The sequence below is a fragment of the Dyadobacter sediminis genome (assembly GCF_005860765.1).
Lineage (GTDB): Bacteria > Bacteroidota > Bacteroidia > Cytophagales > Spirosomataceae > Dyadobacter > Dyadobacter sediminis.
In genome coordinates this window covers 1,114,141-1,137,017 of record NZ_VCEI01000025.1, presented here as the reverse complement: position 1 = coordinate 1,137,017, position 22,877 = coordinate 1,114,141, and the positions used below count along the sequence as shown (strand labels likewise).

Annotated in this window: 7 protein-coding genes; 4 read left to right on the top strand and 3 right to left on the bottom strand. The window is 46.9% G+C overall.

Translation table 11 applies throughout. The features are described from left to right. Positions 1–141 precede the first annotated feature (141 nt). Together FEM55_RS16825 and FEM55_RS16820 are read left to right on the top strand one after the other, a co-directional pair. Complete coding sequence (locus FEM55_RS16825) at positions 142–1,932, top strand: T9SS type A sorting domain-containing protein (protein ID WP_138282493.1); 1,791 nt, start codon at positions 142–144, stop codon at positions 1,930–1,932. 315 nt (positions 1,933–2,247) lie between these two features. Continuing rightward, positions 2,248–3,843, top strand: coding sequence for a glycoside hydrolase family 43 protein (locus FEM55_RS16820; protein ID WP_138282492.1), 1,596 nt, complete (start codon positions 2,248–2,250; stop codon positions 3,841–3,843). Between the two features lie 219 nt (positions 3,844–4,062). Here the strand turns inward: FEM55_RS16820 and FEM55_RS16815 are convergent, their stop codons facing one another. Both FEM55_RS16815 and FEM55_RS16810 read right to left on the bottom strand, forming a co-directional pair. Continuing rightward, a complete protein-coding gene (locus tag FEM55_RS16815; RefSeq protein WP_138282491.1) occupies positions 4,063–4,797 on the bottom strand; it encodes an SDR family oxidoreductase in 735 nt (244 codons plus the stop codon). 155 nt (positions 4,798–4,952) lie between these two features. Further along, positions 4,953–6,473 carry a glycosyltransferase family 39 protein gene (locus tag FEM55_RS16810; RefSeq protein ID WP_138282490.1) on the bottom strand — a complete coding sequence of 507 codons (1,521 nt, stop codon included), beginning with the start codon at positions 6,471–6,473 and terminating at the stop codon, positions 4,953–4,955. Positions 6,474–7,557: 1,084 nt separating this feature from the next. Here FEM55_RS16810 and FEM55_RS16805 point away from each other — a divergent pair. Together FEM55_RS16805 and FEM55_RS16800 are read left to right on the top strand one after the other, a co-directional pair. Further along, positions 7,558–16,350 (top strand): malectin domain-containing carbohydrate-binding protein, encoded by an 8,793-nt coding sequence (locus FEM55_RS16805; RefSeq protein ID WP_171036587.1) that lies wholly within the window; start codon positions 7,558–7,560, stop codon positions 16,348–16,350. Between the two features lie 468 nt (positions 16,351–16,818). Then, positions 16,819–18,234, top strand: a complete 1,416-nt coding sequence (locus FEM55_RS16800) for a T9SS type A sorting domain-containing protein (protein ID WP_138282488.1) — start codon at positions 16,819–16,821, stop codon at positions 18,232–18,234. A gap of 65 nt (positions 18,235–18,299) precedes the next feature. Here FEM55_RS16800 and FEM55_RS16795 read toward each other — a convergent pair whose 3' ends face one another. Next, on the bottom strand, positions 18,300–22,514 hold the full coding sequence (locus tag FEM55_RS16795) for a M4 family metallopeptidase (protein WP_138282487.1): 4,215 nt from the start codon (positions 22,512–22,514) through the stop codon (positions 18,300–18,302). Between the last annotated feature and the right edge of the window lie 363 nt (positions 22,515–22,877).

Sequence of the window (22,877 nt, the reverse complement as noted above, 5' to 3'; positions counted from 1 at the left end):
TGCATTTCTTCTGATTATTTTAACGTACAATCCAAACATTGATTGATTATCAAATCATTACCGACTCTGCTTATTTCTGAACGGTCTTTTGTTTCCGAACGACAATCCTTTTTATATCTATTAACCTTTACTACAAAGTATATGAAATTTTTACTCAAAATAGCTTATGTATGCGGCCTGCTCGGCCTTGTTGCGGCTAAATCGGATAACAAGCTTTCTGAAAACCAGACTGCTGTGGCTTCACAGGTCATCTGCGGCGGAAGAACCTGGACCCATGATGAATTTCTTGGCAATTTTATGGGAAAAGGCGTATATACAATCATTCATGAAAACAGGATTTATATCCGGTGGAATGGAAACAGCGATCCTTCGCGGATCAATTCTGCATTTGACAATACAGCCATATTGCTGCATCTGGACACCAACCGGTTCCCGAACAATACTCAGGGAAATGATGTCATAAACCATTGCGTCAATGCAATTGATCCGAGCACCATGTCAACCGGTTATCTGAAACCGGCCATTGGCAATGCAATTCCTTGCAACAACAAGCTGATTACCGACAATCTGCTCCTTGGAACTTATATCGGCACTGACCGCGTAAAAACCTACCAGTATGCAAGAATTATTGATGGCCTGCTGCGGATCAATTTTCGCAGGGAAAACTCCAATTATGATCCGAATGCACTTTCCATGGGGCTTATCCAACAAACCCTTGCAGGTGAAAACGGCAGTTTTATGAACCCGAATCTGGGTTTTCAGTTAAACTATCTGGAAATCCAAAGCTGCTTCTGGGGCGATGCGCCGAAATACCCGGATTCGATTGTAGGCGAAACGCCAGACTGTGCATCCGGCCCGACCCTTGGAACGATCAGCAATATTTCACAAACGGCATTGCGCTTTACCTATTCCGGAAGCGGCGTTCCCAACATAGACTGGAGAATCAAATCCAATGGTACCGTGGTCCGTTCGGCAAAAACCGGCCAGCTCGCCAGCAATACCGTTGACATCCGTTTTGCTTCGCTTGCAGGCGGCAATTACGTACTGGAAATCGAGGGCGGGGATTGTGTCTCCAGCGTCAGTACCAAGTCATTTACAATCAGTACAGGGCCGGTTAACTGTCTGGCCGGTCCCAGTCTTCTGTCTATTTCCAATATTACCCAGACTTCCCTGCGCTTTTCTTTTCACGGAAACGGCGTTCCTATCATTGACTGGAGAATCAAATCCAACGGTACCACGGTGAGGTCCGCAAGAACACCGCAGCTGACAAGCGCAAACGTAGACGTCAACTTTGCTTCCCTGGCACCAGGGAATTATACCATGGAAATACAGGGCGGCGATTGCATATCCAGCGTAAGCAGCCAGAGCTTCAGCGTAGCTGAACCGCTGCCGATCCATATCGTAAGCTTTCAGGGAACTGCATTGGAAAAAGGAGTTGAGCTTTCCTGGACGGTCGTTTCCGAGCAGAATGGCGAAGGCTTTGAAATTTTACGCCTGGATGAACTGGCAAAAACTTCCGAAGTAATCGGAAAACTGGCACTGACCGAACAGCGTGCCGGCGAATACAAGTTTGTGGACGCCAACCCACGCGCGGGCATCAATTATTACCAGTTAAAACAGGTGGATGCAGATGGCACATTCAGCAAAAGCAGGATCATTTCTGTTGAGTTCAGCTACATTTACAAAATGGTTGTTGCGCCAAACCCGGCAAAGGATTACATGGATGTATCTTACAACTCGCGGGTAGCCGGCCATGCTGATTTTGATATTTACAACATGGCCGGCATTCGGGTGTCTTCGGCGCAGCAAAGCCTGAAAAAAGGCCAGAACAGCAGTAAAATCAATATTTCCGGTCTTGCGGACGGGCATTACATTCTCAAAATAACTTCCGGAGACCAGAGCCGGAACCTGCGTTTCATAAAAGTGCGCTGACACTGATTCGGAACTGCTGTAAAAAAGGTAGTCAGCTGGTACCGGCCTTTCTGATCTCGCCGGCTTTCTGAATGGAAGCGGCATGATCAGAAAGGTTTTTTGTTGTCCGATCCATTACAAATCTGAAATACATGATGTAAGATGCTGGTTGGTCAAGTCATTGGCGTATAACTATTAAACCGTTTTGGATATGCTGGCCGCCGGTTCCAGAACCGATCCGGTTAGATTTGGGGCTTTATGTCCTTTTGTTAAACCTTGTTCCTGCTATTTTACAACCTTATTTTAACCGACGTCATTCAGCAATTCAGCCAATTCATGAAAAAGTGGAAATTTTCACTCGTCCTTTTATCTCTGTTGTCCGTATGTTCCGGAAAAATTTTTGCCCAGCAGTCCGGCCACAGCCCCGTTTCCACATACAAAAACCCGGTGATTCCCGGCGACTTTGCAGACCCTTCCGTTATCCGCGTCGGCGACACGTACTATGCCTGCGGAACCTCTTCGGAATGGGGCCCGGCCTACCCTGTGTACAGCTCGAAGAACCTGACTGACTGGCAATACGTCGGACCCGTATTTGCCGACTTGCCGGAATGGACGATGGGAAGCTACTGGGCTCCCGAGCTGTTTTTCCGCAACGGTACTTTCTATGTTTACTATACTGCCCGCCGCAAAGCGGACAAACAGTCGTTTATAGGTGTTGCCAGCACAAAAGATCTGAAAAAAGGATTTCAGGATCACGGTGTCATTATTGAATGGACAAAAGAAGCCATTGATGCATTTGTTGTTGAAGACAATGGAAAATTGTACATCACATGGAAAGCATACGGGCTGGACAAAGGCCGGGAAATTGAAATCCTGGGCGCCGAACTCTCGGATGACGGCCTGAAAGTCACAGGCAAGGAATTCAGTTTGATAAAGGCCGACCCCGAAGGCTGGGAATCCGGCGGAGCAGAAGGACAGGCCATTCTCAAAAGAGGAAAATACTGGTACATGCTTTATTCCGGAAATGCCTGCTGCGGGGACAAATGTGATTATCAGGTCGGGTTTGCAAGGGCTGAAAAGCTCACCGGACCCTGGACGAAATACGAAGGAAATCCGGTTCTTTCTGGCGATTCATCCTGGAAATGTCCGGGACATGGAACGGTGGTGACGACGCCGGATAACCGGTATTTTTATCTGCATCATGCATACAGCGGAACCGATTTTACATTTACCGGCAGACAGGGCTTACTAAGTGAACTTACATGGGACGACGCCACCGGATGGCCGGTATTCAGATACGGTAAAACGCCTCCGGTTCAGGCGGAAATGCCGGTTACTGCACGAGTCGTGGCCAGTTCAAAACCGATGGACAAGGCTGATAAAAAAAGGGTTGGATTTCCCTGGGTTTATGATGTAAGTTTCCCGAAACCGGTATTTTCCGAGCAAAACGGTTCCATTCAGATTGAAAACAGCAACCCGATTCCAGCCGGTAATTTTATTGGGTTAACGGTAAAAAAAGGGGATTACACTTTCTCCGCAGAAGTAAAAACCAGTAAAGACCTGAAGCAGAACATTGTTATTTACGGAGACGCAAACAATGCTTTGGGTTATGGAATCCAAAATCATGAAATTACATTATGGCAGGTAAAAGAAGGCGTTTTTGAAGTGATCAAAACACAGGAAATTCCAGAGAAATACGATCATGTTCGGCTGAAACTGCAAAGCCGCAAAGGCCGTTTTTATGAATTAAGCTGGAATATAACAGGCGAAAAAACAAGCGCTGCGGCACATACCGTTTCAATCCAGGCGCCCTGGCTGCCGCGTTGGGACAGAGCACCTCGAGTCGGCATGAATGTATCGGGAAACAAAGCCGGCAGAAGTGAAATAAGTGCCGTCGAAATGGAATATGATGAATCAAATTCAAACAAATAAAGGTATAAACCCATAAGCGGTTACAGATTGTCTGACATGAAAAAAATCCTTTGGCATTTAAGCGTGCCAAAGGATTTTTCCTTTTTTGAATGTGTAAAAATGACTTTTAAAAACAGTGGAACTCACAAGCTTAACGTATTTGCCACGCAGCAACTGTTCATCTTTCCATACCATTAATTGCTAGCCAACCCGCTTAAAACTGATTTCGGGCAGCACGCATCAGGGATTCATTTGTTCAAACAAAGCTTCCCGTTTAACCCGGAGCCCCGCAGCCTGGCCGATTGCCGCTTCCAGTTCATCCTTTTTTATCGCCTCCATGGCACCGGCAATAAATTCCTGAACCGAAATGCCGCCATGCGACTGGCTTTTATCCTCACGCCTGTCGTGTCCGAGCTCCGTATCCACGGCCGGCGGAGCAATTTCAAATACTTTGATTCCGGTATGTTTCAACTGATGTCTGAGCGATAAGGACAGCGAATGCATGGCCGCTTTTGTGGCACAGTAAACAGGCATAAAAGCCAGCGGAGCAAAGGCCAGTCCGGATGTTATATTAATGATTGCTGCCTCTTCCTTTTCAGCAAAATGCGGCGTAAATAACGAGGCCAGATGGAGTGGCGCAATAAAATTGGTTTCGGTTTCGGAACGCACTCTTTCCAGATCAACCGGTGATTTCAAATCCGTAACCAGCTGTATGCCGGCATTGTTGATAAGCACATTGGTCTCCGGATAATTTTGCAGAATCCATTCTGCGAGACCGGTTCTTTGCGCTGCATCCGAAACGTCTGAAACCCTGGTGATAATACCGGGTAATCTTTTTTTGATCGCTTCAAGCCTGTCTGCTCGTCTGCCGGTTATGATTACACGACTGCCTTCTTTTATCCATTCTTCTGCAAATGCCAGACCAATTCCGGAGGTACCGCCGGTGATTAAAACTGTGTTTCCTGTTACGTTCATTTCAATTTAAATTTATATGAAACCAATTGCTGCAAACTGGTTTATTTAAAATGTAATGCCATGACAGTTGACAACTTCATTTAAGTACAGGTTCTATTTTGCAGTATCATGTTTTCCGGCTTTCGTTCCGTTTACGAGATCAAAAAAACCGAGAGTTAATCCCATTTATTTTCTTCAATATCGCTTTTCAGAATCTTGTTGATGGAAACTCTGGCATCCAGCAAAACATATACGCTTGTGCCGCTTTCCCGTGCATAGGAATTCCTTATTTTACCAACAAAAGCTATTTTACCAAACAACGGCTTTTCCTTTTCTCTGTTTTTATCATCGTCATCCGCAGATTGGATCAGGATTATATTTTTAACTTCTTCCTGTAACGGAAACCAGTTGATGTAATCGGCATTCAACGTGACGGCACCAATATCTTTAAACCTGGAATAGTAATTGATTGCACCGGCCTGACCATAATTGTCGCAAAGTACAAGCGTATGTTTCTTGTCATTTATTTTGGCATAACTGGAATCCACTAGTTGCGCCAGTTCGCGCCATCCCAGCATATCCGCATAATCCTGAGGAAGTTTATGATCTTTTCCATCTTCCCATCGCAGCAAACCAAGTTTTTTGAACACTGCGGAATCCTTTGCAATCACAGACGGATTTTTAATTGGAAATGCAACACGGAACATGGGAATGAAAAAAACTAAAATGAATATAACCGACACAGGGCGCAACCAGAATAATCTTTTTGTAAACACTTTTTCCAGGTAAACCGATCCGAATGCAATGAAAACCGGATATAGTCCGACCGCATAATAACTCTTCGCCCTTAAGTATATAAAAAGCACCAAAGTGAATACAAAAGACCAGAAAAATACCTGATATTTTTTAAATGCCGGATATACAAAAAAAGAAACGAATGCCGCCAGCAGAACAAACAGGGACGTGATGAAAAACAATAATTGTTCCTTCAGAAACCCCCATCTGCTTACGTTGACAAGCTGCGTTTCAGCCAGCAGTTTCATGTGATGCAAAACAGGAAAATGATGCTGATATTGCCAAATCAGATTTGGGGAAATGATCAAAAATGCTGCAAGTGCAGCGATATATAAATGTTTATTGTAAAAAATTTTACGATGTTCTGTCAGCAAAAGTGCCGGCACAAGCCCGGCTACAAGGAAGACAATATTGTACTTATTTAAAAAACTGAATCCGAACACAATTGCAGCAATATAAAGTCCTTTATTCCGGTTAGTCCTGAGATAATAAAGTATCGAATAATACATCAAAGTCCAGCCAAGTATATCCGCTGAATTTGGCTGAAAGAGCATGTTCATTCTTAATAACGTGGAAAATGTTATGGCAGTTGCACCCAGAATAAGTGCAAATACATTTCCATCAAGCAACTCGATTGTTTTCCAGATAACCAGCAATGTCAATGCTCCGTACAGCGCCGGAAAAAACTTTACCCAGAATTCGGAATTCCCTAATTGCAGGATAATAAAAGAATTCCAGGATGTAAAGGGCGGAACAGACAAATATCCCCATGCAAGGTGTTTTCCCTGATCAAGATGCAGGTATTCGTCACGGTGCAAATCATAGCCTGGTGCAATGATCAGGTAATGCAGCACAAACTTTACAATAATAAAAAAGCTGAGGATCAGGGTTCTGTTAATCAAGGCAAACCGTTTTTGGGAATCCGTACGATTTAGTAAGCGGCACAGGGCCGAACTTTACTTGTTGAAACAGTGGAATGAAATGATAATCCGGTTTTCAGGTCGCATGTTACAAAAGAAACAGCAGCATTGTGTCTAATTGAAATGCTTCATAAATTCATTCTGCTTTTCAAATTGTTCAGCATGCAAATATTTTATTAACCGGTATTTATATGCCGGATACCACCGATTTTTATACATAATATTTATCTGAATTGACAAGTTTGAACATGCTGATTTTTGCATGACTTATTATACGGCAATGTATCTGAACAAGCATTTTACATATATTTGATTTGATTGGTTTGGAAGCAGGAATTATTCATTAAACATCAACTAATTAATTTTATATTCAAATATACATTTTGGTTCTGCCCATTCAATATTAAACTATTTACATTCATATATGTACTACAAATCCATCAATTGTTAGCGAACCTGAATTAGCCGAATGTAAACTAATTTTACAAAATTTTTGGTGCTCTATAATTTTTGATGTAGTTATTGCATAAAGTACATTTCAGACGCCTTATTTGTAAAAATAATCATATTTTTTATTTGTATGTTATAGTAAAATAATAAAAATTTGTTTGGCATTTACTTACCATATTTTAATTCTTAATTAGTAAATTTGCAAGCAGTCCAGATTACAACCGCTAATTTGATTGATCATTTCTTCTGTTAAATCATTAGAATAAAGTAAACAGTTTTTATCTATTACTTAATTCTAAAATCATAACCCATATCCATAATTATTATAAATTAATCGTTGCAGTGCATTGTGTTTATCACAATTCCTGTATAGTTCGTTAACTATGTCCATGAACTTAATTTTAAAATTCTGAATTGATAGTAAGCTTATGTTGGTTTATCATTTCAGATCACCATAAAAACCTGATTTATATTTTGATTTTTCAAGTACCATTTAATTATATCTACTCACGTTCTCTTAATTCTTTTCACAATACTCATCCAATTAGTTATGAAAGATTTCTTCTATTTTTTTACTAAACAGAGATACCTGTTTCTTCGGAGCCGGTCTTTGTTTATGTTCATTGGATTAATGGTAAGCATGCAATCTGTTGCATGGAGTACTGCTTCCGATGTCACAAAAAAAGAGGTAAAAAAAGCAATTACACCCAGCCTTGCACCATGCTCTCCCATCAGCAGTCTTACGTGCCAAGAAATTAATGTTCCACTTCCTTATGTACTGAATTTTACCGGTACAGAAGGCGGATTGACGGATGTAAACAATGCGGGTACGGGCTTCAAGATGGCCGACTCGTACTCCGGCTCCAGGAATGCTTCGGACGGCACGCCTTCGTCCCCCGGTGTTATCGGTTACGAACCTTCCCGGCTCACCATTGCGCAGGGCAGGCTGACTATCGCTGCCAACAGAGGGCTTGGTTTTACAACCAGCAACAATCAGATTAATGCCTTGGGTGTTGGATTTCAAGCAAATGGAAAACTGACCTTTGAGACGGCAATCATCAACCCGTTCAATGGCACCGGCTCGGAACAAGCCGGTTTATGGGCCGGACTGAACGATAAAACTTTCTTGAAACTTTCGGTTTCAGCCAATAAAGTAGAACTGCGCAAGGAAGTAAACGACGTTACTTCCTCCAACTCCCCTTCTACCAACCCTGACCAGCGTATTACGAGCACGATTTCCGGGCTAAACAACCAGACGGTCCGCCTGCGGATCATTCTGGATTTCAATACCAATACGGCTGAAGGTTTTTATTCAACGGACGGTATTACTTACCAGAACGTCGGTGCAACGTACACAAGCGCATCCAACCCGGCTGCTATCAATGTAGAGAATATGGCTTTGTCGGGGAATACCATGTACGCAGGTATTTACGCATCAAAACGAAACACTACATTTTCGGGTTCGGTTGATTATACCTTTGAAAACTTTTCTGTCAACAAGCAAATTTACCCGACAGTCTCTGCGCCTTACCGGATTAACGCAGGCGGGATCAAACGCACGGTCGGAACGGATGTTTACAATGCAGATGATACATATGCGGTTGTTCCGGGAGTTGTTGCCAACAGCAGCTTTACATTGAGCGGCGTTGCTGTCCCCGAGCTTTATTACGAGCGTCGTCTGGGAACAAAACTCAGCTATGCCATTCCGATTGCAAACGGCAGGTATACTGTGAAGCTGCATATGGTGGAGAATTACCATTCAACCGTCGGAAAGCGGATATTTGATGTTAATCTGGAAGGTAAAACGGTTTTGGACAATCTGGATTTATTTGTTGAAGGCGGTAACAAGAATAAAGTTGTTGTTATCAAATCTCTGGAAACAAATATTGCAGACGGCGCCCTGAACATTGATTTTAACGCTTCGGTTGACAACGCCATGGTTAATGCTATAGAAATTCTGCCCAGTGTTTCTGCAAATCAGCCGCCGGTTATCACAGTTATTGAGAACAAAATTACACCTGTCGGCAGCCCGTTTACCTTTATAGTTCCGGCCAATACATTCATTGATCCCGAAAACGATCCTTTGACATTGAGCGCTACTTTGACAGATGGCAAACCCTTGCCATCGTGGCTGACGTTCAATGCTTCTTCACGCACTTTCAGCGGCACGCCGGTTTCAGCAGCTGTTTACCCGATACGTCTGACAGCTAACGACGGCAAGTCGCCGGCCGTAAGCACCGAGTTCACCATTACTGCTTCCGCCATGAACCGTGCGCCGGTTGTGGTAACGGCACCAGAAACTCAGGCCTTGATAGCCGGCCAGCTCTTCTCGTTTATGACCGGCAGCTTTTCAGACCCTGACCAAGGCGATGCTTTGACCTACACGGCGGCGCTTGGTTCAGGCGCAAGCCTTCCGGCTTGGCTTCTTTTTGATGCCCAGACCCAGACTTTCAGCGGTACAGCTCCACAGCAGACTGCCAGCCTTTCTGTACGCATCACTGCTACGGACAAGGCGATGGCCACGGCTTCCAGCATCTTTACGGTAACTGTCTCTGCAGCGCCGGTAATTGTGGCCTGCGCACCCATCAGCACACTGCCTTGTGAAGAGGTTGCGGTGAGCCTTCCATTCATGCTCAATTTTGATGGACAGGAAGGTGGTCTGGCAGATAAAAACAAGCTGGGTACCGGCTTTACGATGGCGGATGCCTACTCCGGTACCCGCAATACAGCCGACGGCACGGCTTCCTCCGCACAAGTATGGGGTTATGAGCCATCCAGACTGACAGTGGCAAACGGCAGGCTGACGATCCAGACTCACAAAGGCATCGGTTTTACAACCAGCAACAACCAGATCAATGCGCTGGGCGTGGGCATCCCGTCCAACGGCAAACTGACCTTTGAGACCACGGTTATTAACCCCTTCAACGGCACGGGTTCCGAGCAGGGCGGCATTTGGGCAGGCCTTAACGACAAGACTTTTGTTAAACTGGCTGTTACCGGCAACAAGGTCGAGATGCGTAAGGAAGTCAATGACGTGTCTTCTACAGCATCAGCATCCAGCAATACGGATCAGCGTGTTACCGCAACTATTTCAGGACTAAACACCAAAACAGTAAGGCTTCGGCTGGTAGTGGATCTTGTTACCAATAAAATGGAAGGCTTCTACTCCACTGACGGGGTCAATTACCTGAACGCAGGTGCAAGCTATGCCACACCTGCTGTTGACATTGCAAGTATGTCTTTGGCCGGAAAACCATTGTATGCAGGTCTTTATGCCACGCACCGCAATGCAACCACATCGGTCAGTTTCACTTTTGATAACTTTTCAATCACACAAGATGGCTCGACTGCCAAATTACTGACATTCAAGCCAACTGCTCTTGACTTTTCAGCTGTGCAGGGACAGGCTGTTACCGGCAAGTCCACGATACTTTCTGCGAGTGAAGGCTCACCTGCCATTACTTTAAGCAGCACAGCCGGCAGCTGGCTGACCTTGCCTTCGGCATCTGCGGGCACCATCAGCTTCGGACCTTCGAACTTTTCGACGACCATGGCGCCGGGCATTTATGAAGCCATTGTAACTGCCTCTGCAAATGGTTACCAGCCTGCCACGCTGCTGATCAACCTCACGATTACCACTCCAAGTGTGACTCAGCAACAGATCCAGGTCAACTTCCAGAATGCCGGCACCGTGCCGCCTGCGGGTTGGGTCAGGGATTATGGTCAGCCGCTGGGAGCGAGAACAGGGGCCAATCAGGGTACAGGCCTTGAATACGGATGGCGCAGGCGCTCAAACGGCACACTGCTGGATCTTTCAGGAGACGGGGCGTCCAACCTGGGAAATGGCCGCAGGCGCAGTAATCCGGATGACGTATTGCTGGCCAGTCTGATGCACATGCAGGCGGATGACATCAGCGGTGAATTCAACGGTACCAAAATAGAAGGTTACTGGGAAATCAAAGTTCCGAACGGTTCCTATGAAGTGACGGTTACATCGGGTGACGGCGATATCGGCGTGTATCCAGAAAGCCACACGATCAATGTGGAAGGTGTCAATGCGATCAAGAACTTTGTGCCAAGCGGCTCGGCCGGCAGCAGCACGCGTTTTAAAACCGGCAAAGTGCAGGTAAAAGTAAGCGACGGTTATCTGACGATCAATGCCGACGGCGGTACCAATGCCAAAATCAATACGGCTGTCATTACACCGGTAAATGTTTCGCCTTACCTGATCTGGTCGGCCAGCGAATACAGTCTGGCAGTAGAAAAAGCGACAACTTCTACCGGAAAAACTTTCTCGCTGGACTTAAATCATTCAACGAGTCAGGATAACCTTCCTATTACGCTTACAGCTGATTACGGTCCGGGCGCATCTAACTGGCTGAGCTTTGATGCCAGTCACAACGGTAACGAGCCCAATGTAACGTTTGACTACAAAGCGGCTATGTCGCTGGCAGTAGGCACCTATACGGCGACCATTACGGCTTCTGCACAAGGCTATACGAGTGCCAGCACGCTCGTGCAGGTTACAGTGATTGCATCGGGTGCCAACCAGCCGTATGTAATTTCTTCCACGCCTGTCAACGGTGCCACCAATGTCAGCGTGAACACTGCCAGCATTGCGGCCAATAATATTTATGTTCCTATTGTGGATGGATTCAAAGGCGGTGTGGACAACAGCACCATTTCATTGAATACGGTTAAGCTTTACAAAGTTGTCGGTACTGCCACAGCTGAGATTCTTGGTACAACTCAGGGCACAGGCGGCGGAGATGCCATCAGCTTCTCGCCACGTTATGCACTTGAAGCGAATACCAAATACAGATTCGTGGTTACGGATCAGGTAAAATCGTACAGCGGTGCAGCTTTCAAGCCTTACGAGGCTACCTTCACCACCGGCAGCACCACGACGGGTACCACAAACCCGGTAGCCGCGGAATTTGCCCCCAAACAGGTTATTCCTGGAACAGTCGGCAAGAAATATACGTGTCTGACCTTTGGCCCGGATGGCAAGTTCTATGCTCTTCGCCTAGACGGGGTCATCGAGCGCTTCACAGTCGATCACCAGACCGGCATGCTCTCCGAGCAGCAGGAGATCAAGTCGCTGACAGCCAAATATGGCCTGCGCTCCTCGGTGGGTCTGACCTTTGACCCGGCCTCGACGGCGACCAACCTGATTGCCTGGGTATCGCACTGCAGCGCAGGACTGACCAATGCGCCCGAGTTTGACGGCAACATCTCCAAGCTGACCGGCGCTAACCTTCAGACCGAACAACTGGTGCTGACCAAGCTGCCGCGCTCCAAAGCGGATCACCTTGTAAACAGCATCGCCTTCGGACCGGACGGCGCACTGTATTTCAATCAGGGCAGCCTGAGCTCGATGGGTAATTTTGACCGTAGCTGGCAGCGCGACGAAAGCCTTCTGGCAGCAACTGTGCTCAGACTGGATCTTAAAAAACTTACCGGCATTACTTTGCCATTAGACGTGAGAACGACCTCCAATCAGGCGCTGATCAATGCTGCACCGTCCAGCAGCTACCGCATGTCAGATGGTACTTACAACCCTTATGCAAGCAACTCGCCTTTGACCATTTATGCTTCCGGTGTTCGCAACGCTGTGGATCTTGTTTGGCATACAAACGGACAACTTTATGTTCCTACAAATGGCTCGGCTGCCGGCGGCAATTCACCTGCTTCGGTAATTGGCACCAGAAGACCGGACGGAACTTTCTACAACGGACCTTTTGTCGATACGACCGGTAGTATTAAAGTGCAGAATGACTGGCTTTTCCGGGTGAATCCTTTAAAGAAAGTAGGCTACTATGGCCATCCCAACCCGCTTCGCGGTGAGTACGTGGCCAACCGCGGTTATCTGGACAATCCCAAGTACCCTGCCAGCCAGGGACCTGATGCCAACTACCGGGGCGCAGCCTACAACTTTGAGCTCAACAAATCGCCTAATGGAGCTATCGAATACAAGAGCAATACCTTTAACGGTGCTCTGAAAGGAAGATTGCTGGTTTGCCGTTTCAGCGGCGGAAGTGACATTATTGTTCTCGAACCCGGTTCCAAAGTCAAAAGCCCGTCCGTTACATCGGCCAGCAGTGATGACCGCATTTATGACATTGTCGGTGCGCAGACCGGCTCGGGAACTGAGGGTATTTCAGGTCTTTCCGGCTTTACCAATCCACTCGACCTGACAGAAGACGTGGAGACTGGAAACCTGTATGTCATTGAATACAACTGGAACAATACAAAAGGAAAGACTTCGCAGATCGTACTGCTAAAAGCAATATCAACCACGGTTCAGGCAGGAATTGCCGAAGTAAGTCCTTCGAAAGTCGTTGATAACGATGTTGTAGGCGGAGCAGCCGGAAAGCCACACGCCATTACGCTGGCCAACATCGGAAACAGCAACCTTACTGTAACAGGCATTGCGCTGAGCGGTACGGACAGAAGTCAGTTTCAACTTTCACTGGCACCAACGGCGACAGTTTCTTCGCCGGTTACCATTGCCCGCGGAAGTGCTGTCACTTTTAACGTCGCATTCAATCCTACAACTGCCGGTATGAAAACGGCCAGCATTCAGGTTACAAGCACGGGCAACCCGGTGCAGACTGTGATACTGAAAGGATTGGGTACAAGCGGACTGTCAGGCACCAACGAACCTTCCTTGCAAATGGTTTTGGACGCGCATGACATCAAAGTGAACGTTGGCGATGATAACAAAAGCACGAACGTCATTCACAGCAATACAACCACGGCCAAAGCACCTTTGCTGGGCGAGGAAGTTCCTGTTCAGGCTTTCCTGCGTGCATCGGATGGGCCTGTGATTATTGAACCTTTATCCGTGTTCGGACCGCAGGGTCCTTCGGGAACAGTCACGGGCTTCGGCTGGTACAGTTCCGGTGACGGTAATGCCAAAACCGAGCTGTTTACAGTTGCCAACAGTAATTACCAGACCATAGACGTGCAGATCAACGGAGCATCTTCCTTTGATCCGGGTATCAACTCTTTTGGCTTCTATTCGCGCTGGCCGTACTTTGCCAACCGCCATCTGTACAGTGAGGACGCGCTCAATACCTTTACCGGCGCTTTGCCGCACCATGTCCGCGTGTACCCGCTGAAAGATGCAGCCGGCCAGACGGTAGAGCATGCTTATGTAATCGCCTTTGAAGAGACTACCAGCGGACTGGATTACCAGGATATTGTTGTCATTGCACGCAACATCAAACCGTACGAAGCATCTGTAAAAGAACTGACCTTGTCGGAATCACCAATGAATTTTACGTATGCATTGGGCACTTCGGCGCCAGCAGCGCAGACGGTTACATTGTCTGCCAACCTGGGTTCACCGGCTATCAGCATCAGCAAAACGGCCAACAGCAGCTGGCTGGTACTGCCCTCTTCTCCTACATTAGGCAACCTTTCATTCGGTATCAATCCGACAGGCCTTGCGCTCGGAACATACAATGCAACCGTTACTTTTGCAGCTGACGGCTACACAAGTGCCAACCTGCCCGTTACGCTGACGGTTACAAATGGAAATGATGCACCTGTCCTAACGCCTATCGGCAATAAAACGGTGGCAGTAAGCCAGACTCTGAGCTTTACTGCAACAGCCACGGACGATGCCAGCCAGACACACACCTATTCGTTGATAAAAGCGCCTGCTGGTGCCACCATCGATGCAGCAACGGGTGTATTCACATGGACACCAGCTGCAACGGGGACTTTCATCTTTACGGTGAAAGTAACGGATAACGGATCACCAGCCCTGTCTGATGTTGAAGATATTACCGTAACGGTAAGCAATTCGCCATCCGCATCGGCAATCCGGATCAATGCGGGAGGAGCAGCATTTACTGCTTCCGGCAGCCGGCAGTTTATGGGAGACAATTATTTTGGCGGAACAAACCGGACCGGAACACTTGCAAGTTCAGTAGATATCCTGAACACGACGGACGATGTACTTTACCGTTCAGAGCGCTCTTCGGAAGCTTTCAATTACAGCATTCCTGTTTCCAACGGAACCATGAACGTAGTGCTGCACTTTGCAGAAACATGGTTTGGTGCTCCGGGCGGAGGTACAGGCGGATCAGGCAAACGCAGGTTTAACGTAGACATTGAAGGCAGCCGCAAACTGACCAACTATGATATCTACGCCAAGGCAGGCGGCGCTCTCCGGCCGGTGGTGGAAACTTTTACAGTAACCGTTACCGACGGCATCCTGAATATCAATTTTATTGTCGGGTCGGTTAACATTCCGAAAATATCGGCTATCGAAGTCATACCGCAAACGACGACCTCTAACACAGCGCCGGTTCTGGCTGCCATTGGTAACAAAACAGTTACGGTCGGTCAAGCGATGAGCTTTACGGCAACAGCAACGGACGCGAATGCAGGCCAGAGCAAAACGTTCTCGCTTGTTAATTCTCCAAGCGGTGCTGCGATCAATGCAACGACGGGTGTGTTTACATGGACTCCATCCACGACGGGAACTTATACTTTTGCAGTGAAAGTAACCGATAACGGCTCGCCTGTTTTGTCCGATGACGAAACCATAACGGTAACTGTAAACGGCACTGCTTCTACTTCGGCAACCTTGTCGCCATTAGCGGATTCGTATGTTCGCAACGGCAGCTATGCGGGTGCAAATTACGGAAGTGCCACAAGTCTGGTTGTGAAGTCCGGAAGCGGAGACGGCATTACACGTTCGGCTTATCTGAAATTCTCGCTCAGCAATGTGAGTCAGGTCAATTCGGCCAAGCTGCGCATTTACGGCAGCAATACAGAAAATACGACAACCGTCAATTTGTCTGCATACGGTGTTGACAACGATAGCTGGACCGAAGGCGGAATCAACCTGAACAATGCCCCGGCAAGTTCATCAACGGTCTTGGGTTTGGTGGGCGTTACCAATACAAAAAAGTACTACGAGATTGATGTAACCGCTTATGTTCAGGCGCAGCTTGCAGCAGACAAAGTAGTGAGCATTGCGTTGAAGAACCCGAGCAACCAGAACCGGAACCTTACTTTCAACAGCAGGGAAAATACGTCCAATAAGCCGCAGCTGCTGATTACTGGCACCGTAAATTCTGGTGCACGGACAAGTGCAGAGGAAATATGGAGTCTGGAATCGAAAGCGGCATTTGAAAATTCCACGATTTATCCGAACCCGATCCAGAAGCGCTTCACGGTTGAGATTTCACGTCAGCATGCAGGGAATGTTTCTCTTGAACTCATCAATCCGAATGGCAGATCGTTTGACATCAGAACGCCAAAACAGATTACGGCGGGTTCAAAGGCCGACATAGATGTTTCCGATCTTTCTTTAAGTTCAGGAATTTATTTAATCCGGATACAATCGGCAGCGGCAACGGAAACTTTAAAGGTTCTGGTTACCGACTGACACGGGTTAAAAACAGCCCTTTTACAAAAGACCATCTCAGCTGTTTGGCTGGATGGTCTTTTTTCTTGCAAACAGTACCGGATTTAAACTCCTGCGGCAGATGAAAATCAGGAATTATAGTGATAATAAAAGGGAATTGAAGTAACTTAATAAAAAATCAGAAATCGAAATCCTTCTGAGCCAGACAGATGTATTTCAGTAGAAAATAAAAATAACAGGCATTGAAAAATCATTCAGAAACGGATTAAAAAGTTGGCATAACTCAGATACTTTTGCAGCAACCGCAGGCTTTGGAACGATCTCTCCGGCTGTAAACCGGAATATACAAGGTCAGCACTGGTCAAGTAATTTTCTCATTATTCCGGCTTATGAATTGTTGCCGTTTTGCTGATTCCGGCTGTTTACAAAATACAGGTACCGGGAACAACCGGTTTGGAACTTTCTTGAAAATCCTTTTTTAACTTGAATATGAAAATTAACTCTACCCGATTTAAATGCATTTGGCTGCTCACTTTGCTTACCTTGCCTTTATCCCTGCAGGCACAGGTAATTTTCAGAGATGATTTTACCCGGGCTTCCCTGGGCAAAGACTGGCTGACGACAGGTTACGCAAAATGGTCCATTGTCAATGGTTTGGCCTACAATTACATCGACGGCGCCGGCGGAACACTCACGAGCAGCAAAAAACACACTGCCACAAGCTATGTGCTGGAAACCAAAGTTTATCCGCTGAAGAACGGTTACTGGCGGGAATACGGCATTGTATTTGGCAAACCGTCGCCGGATGCCGATTATGGCTATATTCTGAAATACCATCCATACTACAATCTCGGATTGATGCTGGGCCGGTCAGATGGCAATGAATTTTATCCTGTTATTCTGGACTGGGAGCACATAACGCTTGATCCCGACAAACAGTACTCCATCAAAATTGTAAAAAGCGCAGATGGAAAAATAGAGGTATATCTCAACAGCGGAAGCGGGTACAGCAAGGATCCGGTGCTGGAAGCAAGAGACAAAACATATCCGGCACTCGGGCATCTGGGTTTGCGGGTAGATACGCAGACCGCCGCAGAACCTTATTACGTGGACTGGATTGAAGCACGTTCCCTTCCGTCACTGATCACAAATCCGGAAATTAAAGGCACAGAAGCATACGAAGTGGCAAACATGGGCGTAAATGTGCCTTTGTACATCGACAGAGATTATAATTTTGTATCCGTGCCGGCATTTCTGCAAGGAGCAGCGTTTATCCAGACGGGAAATGCGAACAAAAAAGATACACACTACTCGTTTCTGAAATTCAATCTGGACCAGGAAGCTATCGTGTATGTGGCTTATGATCCGAGAGCAAAGGTTTTACCGGCATGGCTGAACGGATGGCAAAAGCTTGCGGACAAAATCTACACCACGGACCCGGGCACGTCGTATCTTCATGTTTACAGCAAGGTATTCCCTGCCGGAACGGTTTCGTTGGGCGGCAACCTGGCCGCACCTGCTGCCGGCGCACTGACCAATTACCTCGTTGCAGCCCTTCCATCCCGGCCATCACCGGGGCGTGAAGGTATTTTTCCGGAAATAACAAGCAAATTCCAAGCAGCCGGACCCGAAGGATTTTCAGATGAAATTACGGCAAACGGCTTTTACCCGAACCCTGCCCGCGACAAAACAGCGATTCGTTACACCTTACAGCAAGCCGCAGATGTAACCCTGACCATTTCGGACAAGCAGGGACGCAGCATGGCAACCTTTGTAAACGAGCGCAGGCAAGCCGGAACACATGAAGAAGTAATGGATGTTCAGCAAATGGCCGAGGGGATTTACTTATATCAGCTTCGTACCGGTGATCAAATTCAATCGGGTAAATTACTGATTAAACATTAGATGGCATTTATTAAAAAAAACGGGCTTTGCAGTCCATAACATAACTGCAAAGCCCGTTTTTTTCATTAAAGTTTCAGAATGGAAAAGTGATAAGTCCTGCTTTCCGGCAATCCTGATTTTGCAGTCATCACAACCTGGTATATGCCGGCAGGCAACTTGCCTAAATCCATGGCAAATGCGTTGTTCTTTTTACCGGCATTCATTTTTGTCAGCACAACATGCCCGGAGGAATTGATGATGTTTATGTCTGCTGTCTGTATCGATCTATCCGGCACTTCCAGCGTAAGCTGCGACTGGACGGGATTGGGATAAAAGTTCAAGTCGCGGGCAGTCAGTGCATCCATGGAAATAATCCGGCTTAATGCAGATTTCCCATCCGTATCGACTTGCCGCAGCCTGTAATAACTGATGCCCGCCGGATAGCTGCTGTCCATAAACCTGTATTGGTTTTCCACCTCCGCATTGCCGCGGCCTTCTACCCTGCCCAACGTTTTGAAATCTTTTCCGTCTGAACTTCTTTCAACTTCAAAATAAGCATTGCTGCGTTCCATTGCAGTAATCCAGCTCAGCAGGTTTCCTTCGGCAGTATGTTTGCCTTCAAAACCGGAAAGCGTTACGGGAAGCGGCCCGACGGGTGCATCCGAAAGACCAAAGCCGGAAAATCCGGTATGAAAAGTGGATGTAAATGCATTGCCGGAACCATACGCCGTTACATTAACCAGTTCTACCTGCGAAGTGGCGGCTGTGTTGGCCGGCGAAATTCCGCCCTCACTTTTACCCATGGATTTGATCCTCGAATTGTTGAAAGCCGGCAGTTCGGAGGCATCGTAATACAAAGTGATTTCAAAGGAGCCGTAAAGGTTGTTATGCGCCGGAATGACGTTATAGGTTTTATTGGTAATGTGATAATCCCCGATCCAGTCGGTTTCGTCCGATCCTTCCCGGTCAATCCGGACCGTAGTACAGCCGTAATCATGGTCGCTGAGGTTTTTTATTTTAGCCATCAGATCGCCCGTTTCCGGATCATGGAAATACACCGTCGCATGGGGCCCGAGGTATGCTGACGGTGGTTCGGGAGTAACGGCGGAAGCAATCTCAGGCAGTTTCCTGGTTCCAGTAATTTTGATGTTGTCAATGCCCCAGTAAGTCCAATCCTTGTTTTCGTACGTAAAACGGATCTTCATATTGTGGTTAGCGTACGATTCCGGTATGGGAATATTAACCGTGGCAGGACTTTCCGATGTGCCCATATCTTTTGTGTGTGTCAGAAGATTTTGCCATGTTTCTCCGTCCCATACATCCATCTTTGCCTTGGAACTGCTTGAATGCCGGTACTCCTGAAGAAAAGTAACCAGCAGATCCTTGTATCCGACAGCATCAAAGGTTGCAGACTCAAAGGAAGTTTTTACAGGCTGCTCTTCCGGCAGAATGATACCGCCTATGTCCTCAAACATGCCATAAATAAACAGATGCGGAATGCCAGCCGAATCCAGCGGGCTGCCTTTGGACACATACCATGTAAACGGAATTCTCGGCCCGTCAATAATTTTCCAGCCAAGCGGAATTTCTTCATTGTTAAAGTCGGCGGAGGGCAGTTCCCCGGGTGTTTCATCCGGTGCAAAGTCATCGTCCAGGATTGTCAGGGTTAACTCCTGATTGTAATTTTCATACAGCGCACCTCCGCCCGTTGCCGTAAACCTGAACTTGAATGTTTCATCCTCTTCCGCATTCGGATCATTGTAAACCCTTAACGATACATCATGCGAAAGTTTGCCCGGCTGAAGAGTAAAGTCCAGCGGACCGGTTGTGAAATCCGCATTGCTCCCGATCGTGGCATTTCCCGATACCGGAATCAGTTTTACCGTGACCGGCGCAGTGGGTGCTTCGTTGATTTTCAAAGTTATCTTCTTTTCAACATAGTCAAGGCATGGAAATGTACTGGAAGCGTTTCCTGCTGCCGCTTCATGCTCCCGGACTGTAAGCGATGCGGTTGCAAACTGCACCGCCGGAACGGCACATGAATAAATTCTTACATCATCAATATACCATGCATTGGTCCAGCCACAACCATTTGTACCCAATACCCATTGAATCTGGATATTGTCGCCTGCATCCAGTCCGAGAGCTGTAAGATTGATACGGCTTTGTCCCCAGGTATTATTTTGATCTCCTATATTATTCCCGATGAACGCCGGCTCACCGTACAACGGATGTTCATTCGAGAAGTATGTCTCGCTTTCAGGAACATTATACGGGTTGTCGGTCAAAGCGGATGCCGGAATCAAAAGCCAGGCTCCACCATTGATACGGTACCTGAGATTACAGCCGTCATCATAACGCGAAACTTTAAAATAATGATCAAATGCCATATAGTACGGCCCTTGCTTTTGTGCCGGAATGTCAATGACCGGGCTTGTCAGCATAATGGTACCATATGCCCCGCACTCATCTGTCAGGGAAGTACCGTAGGCAACATGGCCGGTTCTGTCCAGAGGAGGTTTGCTTTCGTTGATCCAGTTATTCGGAATCCAGTTTTTGCTTTCGGAATTGCTGGCTGAAATCCAGCCATCCATTCCGGATTCAAAATCTTCGTAAAACAACGCATATTCCGCCGAGCCGCCGACGCACATAGCGGATACGGGCGAAAACAGCGGATAGGGATATTGACAGTTAATCGGGCCTCTCAATTCAACCGCCGCAATCACTTTAAGCAATTCCGCAATATCCGAAGGCTGAATGATTTGCCCGGAAAGCCCGGAAACCGAATTTGCGGTGGAGAGCTTTTTCAGGTTTTTGCCAACCAGATCATTGGCAGCCGCTTCCAGGTCATCCGCCAGTTCTGCAAAGGTGGTGGTCTGGGTAAGGTAATTAGCCTGTGTCTGCCAGAATATATGCGCGGCTTTGGTCAGCCCGATTCCTTTAATGGCCTGCCCGTTGTAATATCCGCCGTCCACAAGCAAGGCATAGGCATGGTTAACAATGCCCGAGTTCACATAATCCAGAAATTCCGTTGCGGTAAAGCATAAATATTCCTGATCCGAGATCTTGCCGGGATAACCGGTACAGTTCGGGTCCCACATATCATGCAGGTAATGAAACATGGTAGTACGTTCACCCACCATCCAGCGCGTGGAGCTTTTACATCCCGTCCGTATGGCATTGTCCTCTTTTTCATCCATGTAATTATTGATCTGATCCAGCGTTTCGCCCCAGATATCCGAAAAAGACTCATTGATATTTCCGGATTGGCCGGAAGCAACAAGCCCGCTGGTACTTTCTATATAGCCATGTGCCCATTCGTGCCCAACGATGTCATCCGATGCACTGAACGGGTAAAGAATGACGGATTCGCCATTCCAGTATGCCTGATAACCTTCTATTTCTTCCGTGCTGACGATGTTCATTGCGCCATCCTTGTTGTCATACGAGGTATAATCAAATGCATTTTTCATCATGTTATACATTTGCTTCGTAATTTCCACCTGATATTGCTGGTGCTCATTCAGCTTACCGGGAAATTTGTCGCCTTCTTGCCATATCAGATTGGATTCATAAACAGAACCGTCATATACCGCGCGGTGCAGGCGATGAATGCCGGTATACTGCTCCACGCTGGCTTTGGAATGCGCATCGATGTATACAAACTCCCGGATGTCTGCATGGTTCCGGACTTCTACTTCATAAACCAGATGTTTACGCCCGGGCTTGCCTTGCAACAGCCCTTTCTGGAAAATCATCAAGGTCGATTTAAATACTTCCAGCGGTTTTTCCGGTCTGATTCTCTTCTGCCCGGTCACAATCCGGATCGCTTCCTTTGACGCATCTTCCTGCGAAATCCGTGGTATGGTGTTCAGTTTGTCTATTCTGATAAAATTGCCGTTAACCGAAGCGAGTTCGGCATTGTCGTTGAAATGAAACTTCAGAGAACCGTCAAATACCGGAATTCCCTGAAAATACTGCTGTAAAGTAACATGCTTCAATCCGTAACCATCCGTTTCGTCCTTTTTCAGCAGGTAAGCATCCTTGTCCTGCCGGATTGCAAATACGCCGGGATTCTGTTTTAGGAACGTAAACGCCATTTCCTCTGCAGTGGCGCCGCCCAGCCTGAAACCTCTTCCCGCCGGAAACCGAAGCATGCCCGGAGAATTGGTGGCCGGATCCAGCGTGGCCGTTGCTCCGGAACGGGCAGCGAACATTTTGAGATTATCACTTTGCATCGGCTGGCACATGGCGGTTGCAGCAATCAGCAGAAAATAGAAAGTAAATAGGCTGGATTTCATAACGGACGGTTTTGAAGTGTAAGGATATACAGTGAAAACTGACCGGTTATGTTCAAGCAGAAATCAACCATTCCACTTACATCGAATCAGTTAATCCTTATAAAGATGCTATCATTCACACGCCTTCCCAAACCGTAAACTAAGTAATGAGAGGAAATAACATTACTTCGTTTTAACCGCATGATCCGGTTTATTGCTGAATATCCGTCTCTTCATTTTTTCCGCTCCGCGCTCATCTTACTTGATGAAAGTCATCCTGAACGATCGCTGCAATGGCAAACAGAATGTGTCTGTACAATCAAAAATTAATTACTCTTGCCTATATACGTACATTCAAAAAAACGCCACATTTTACAAATGGCA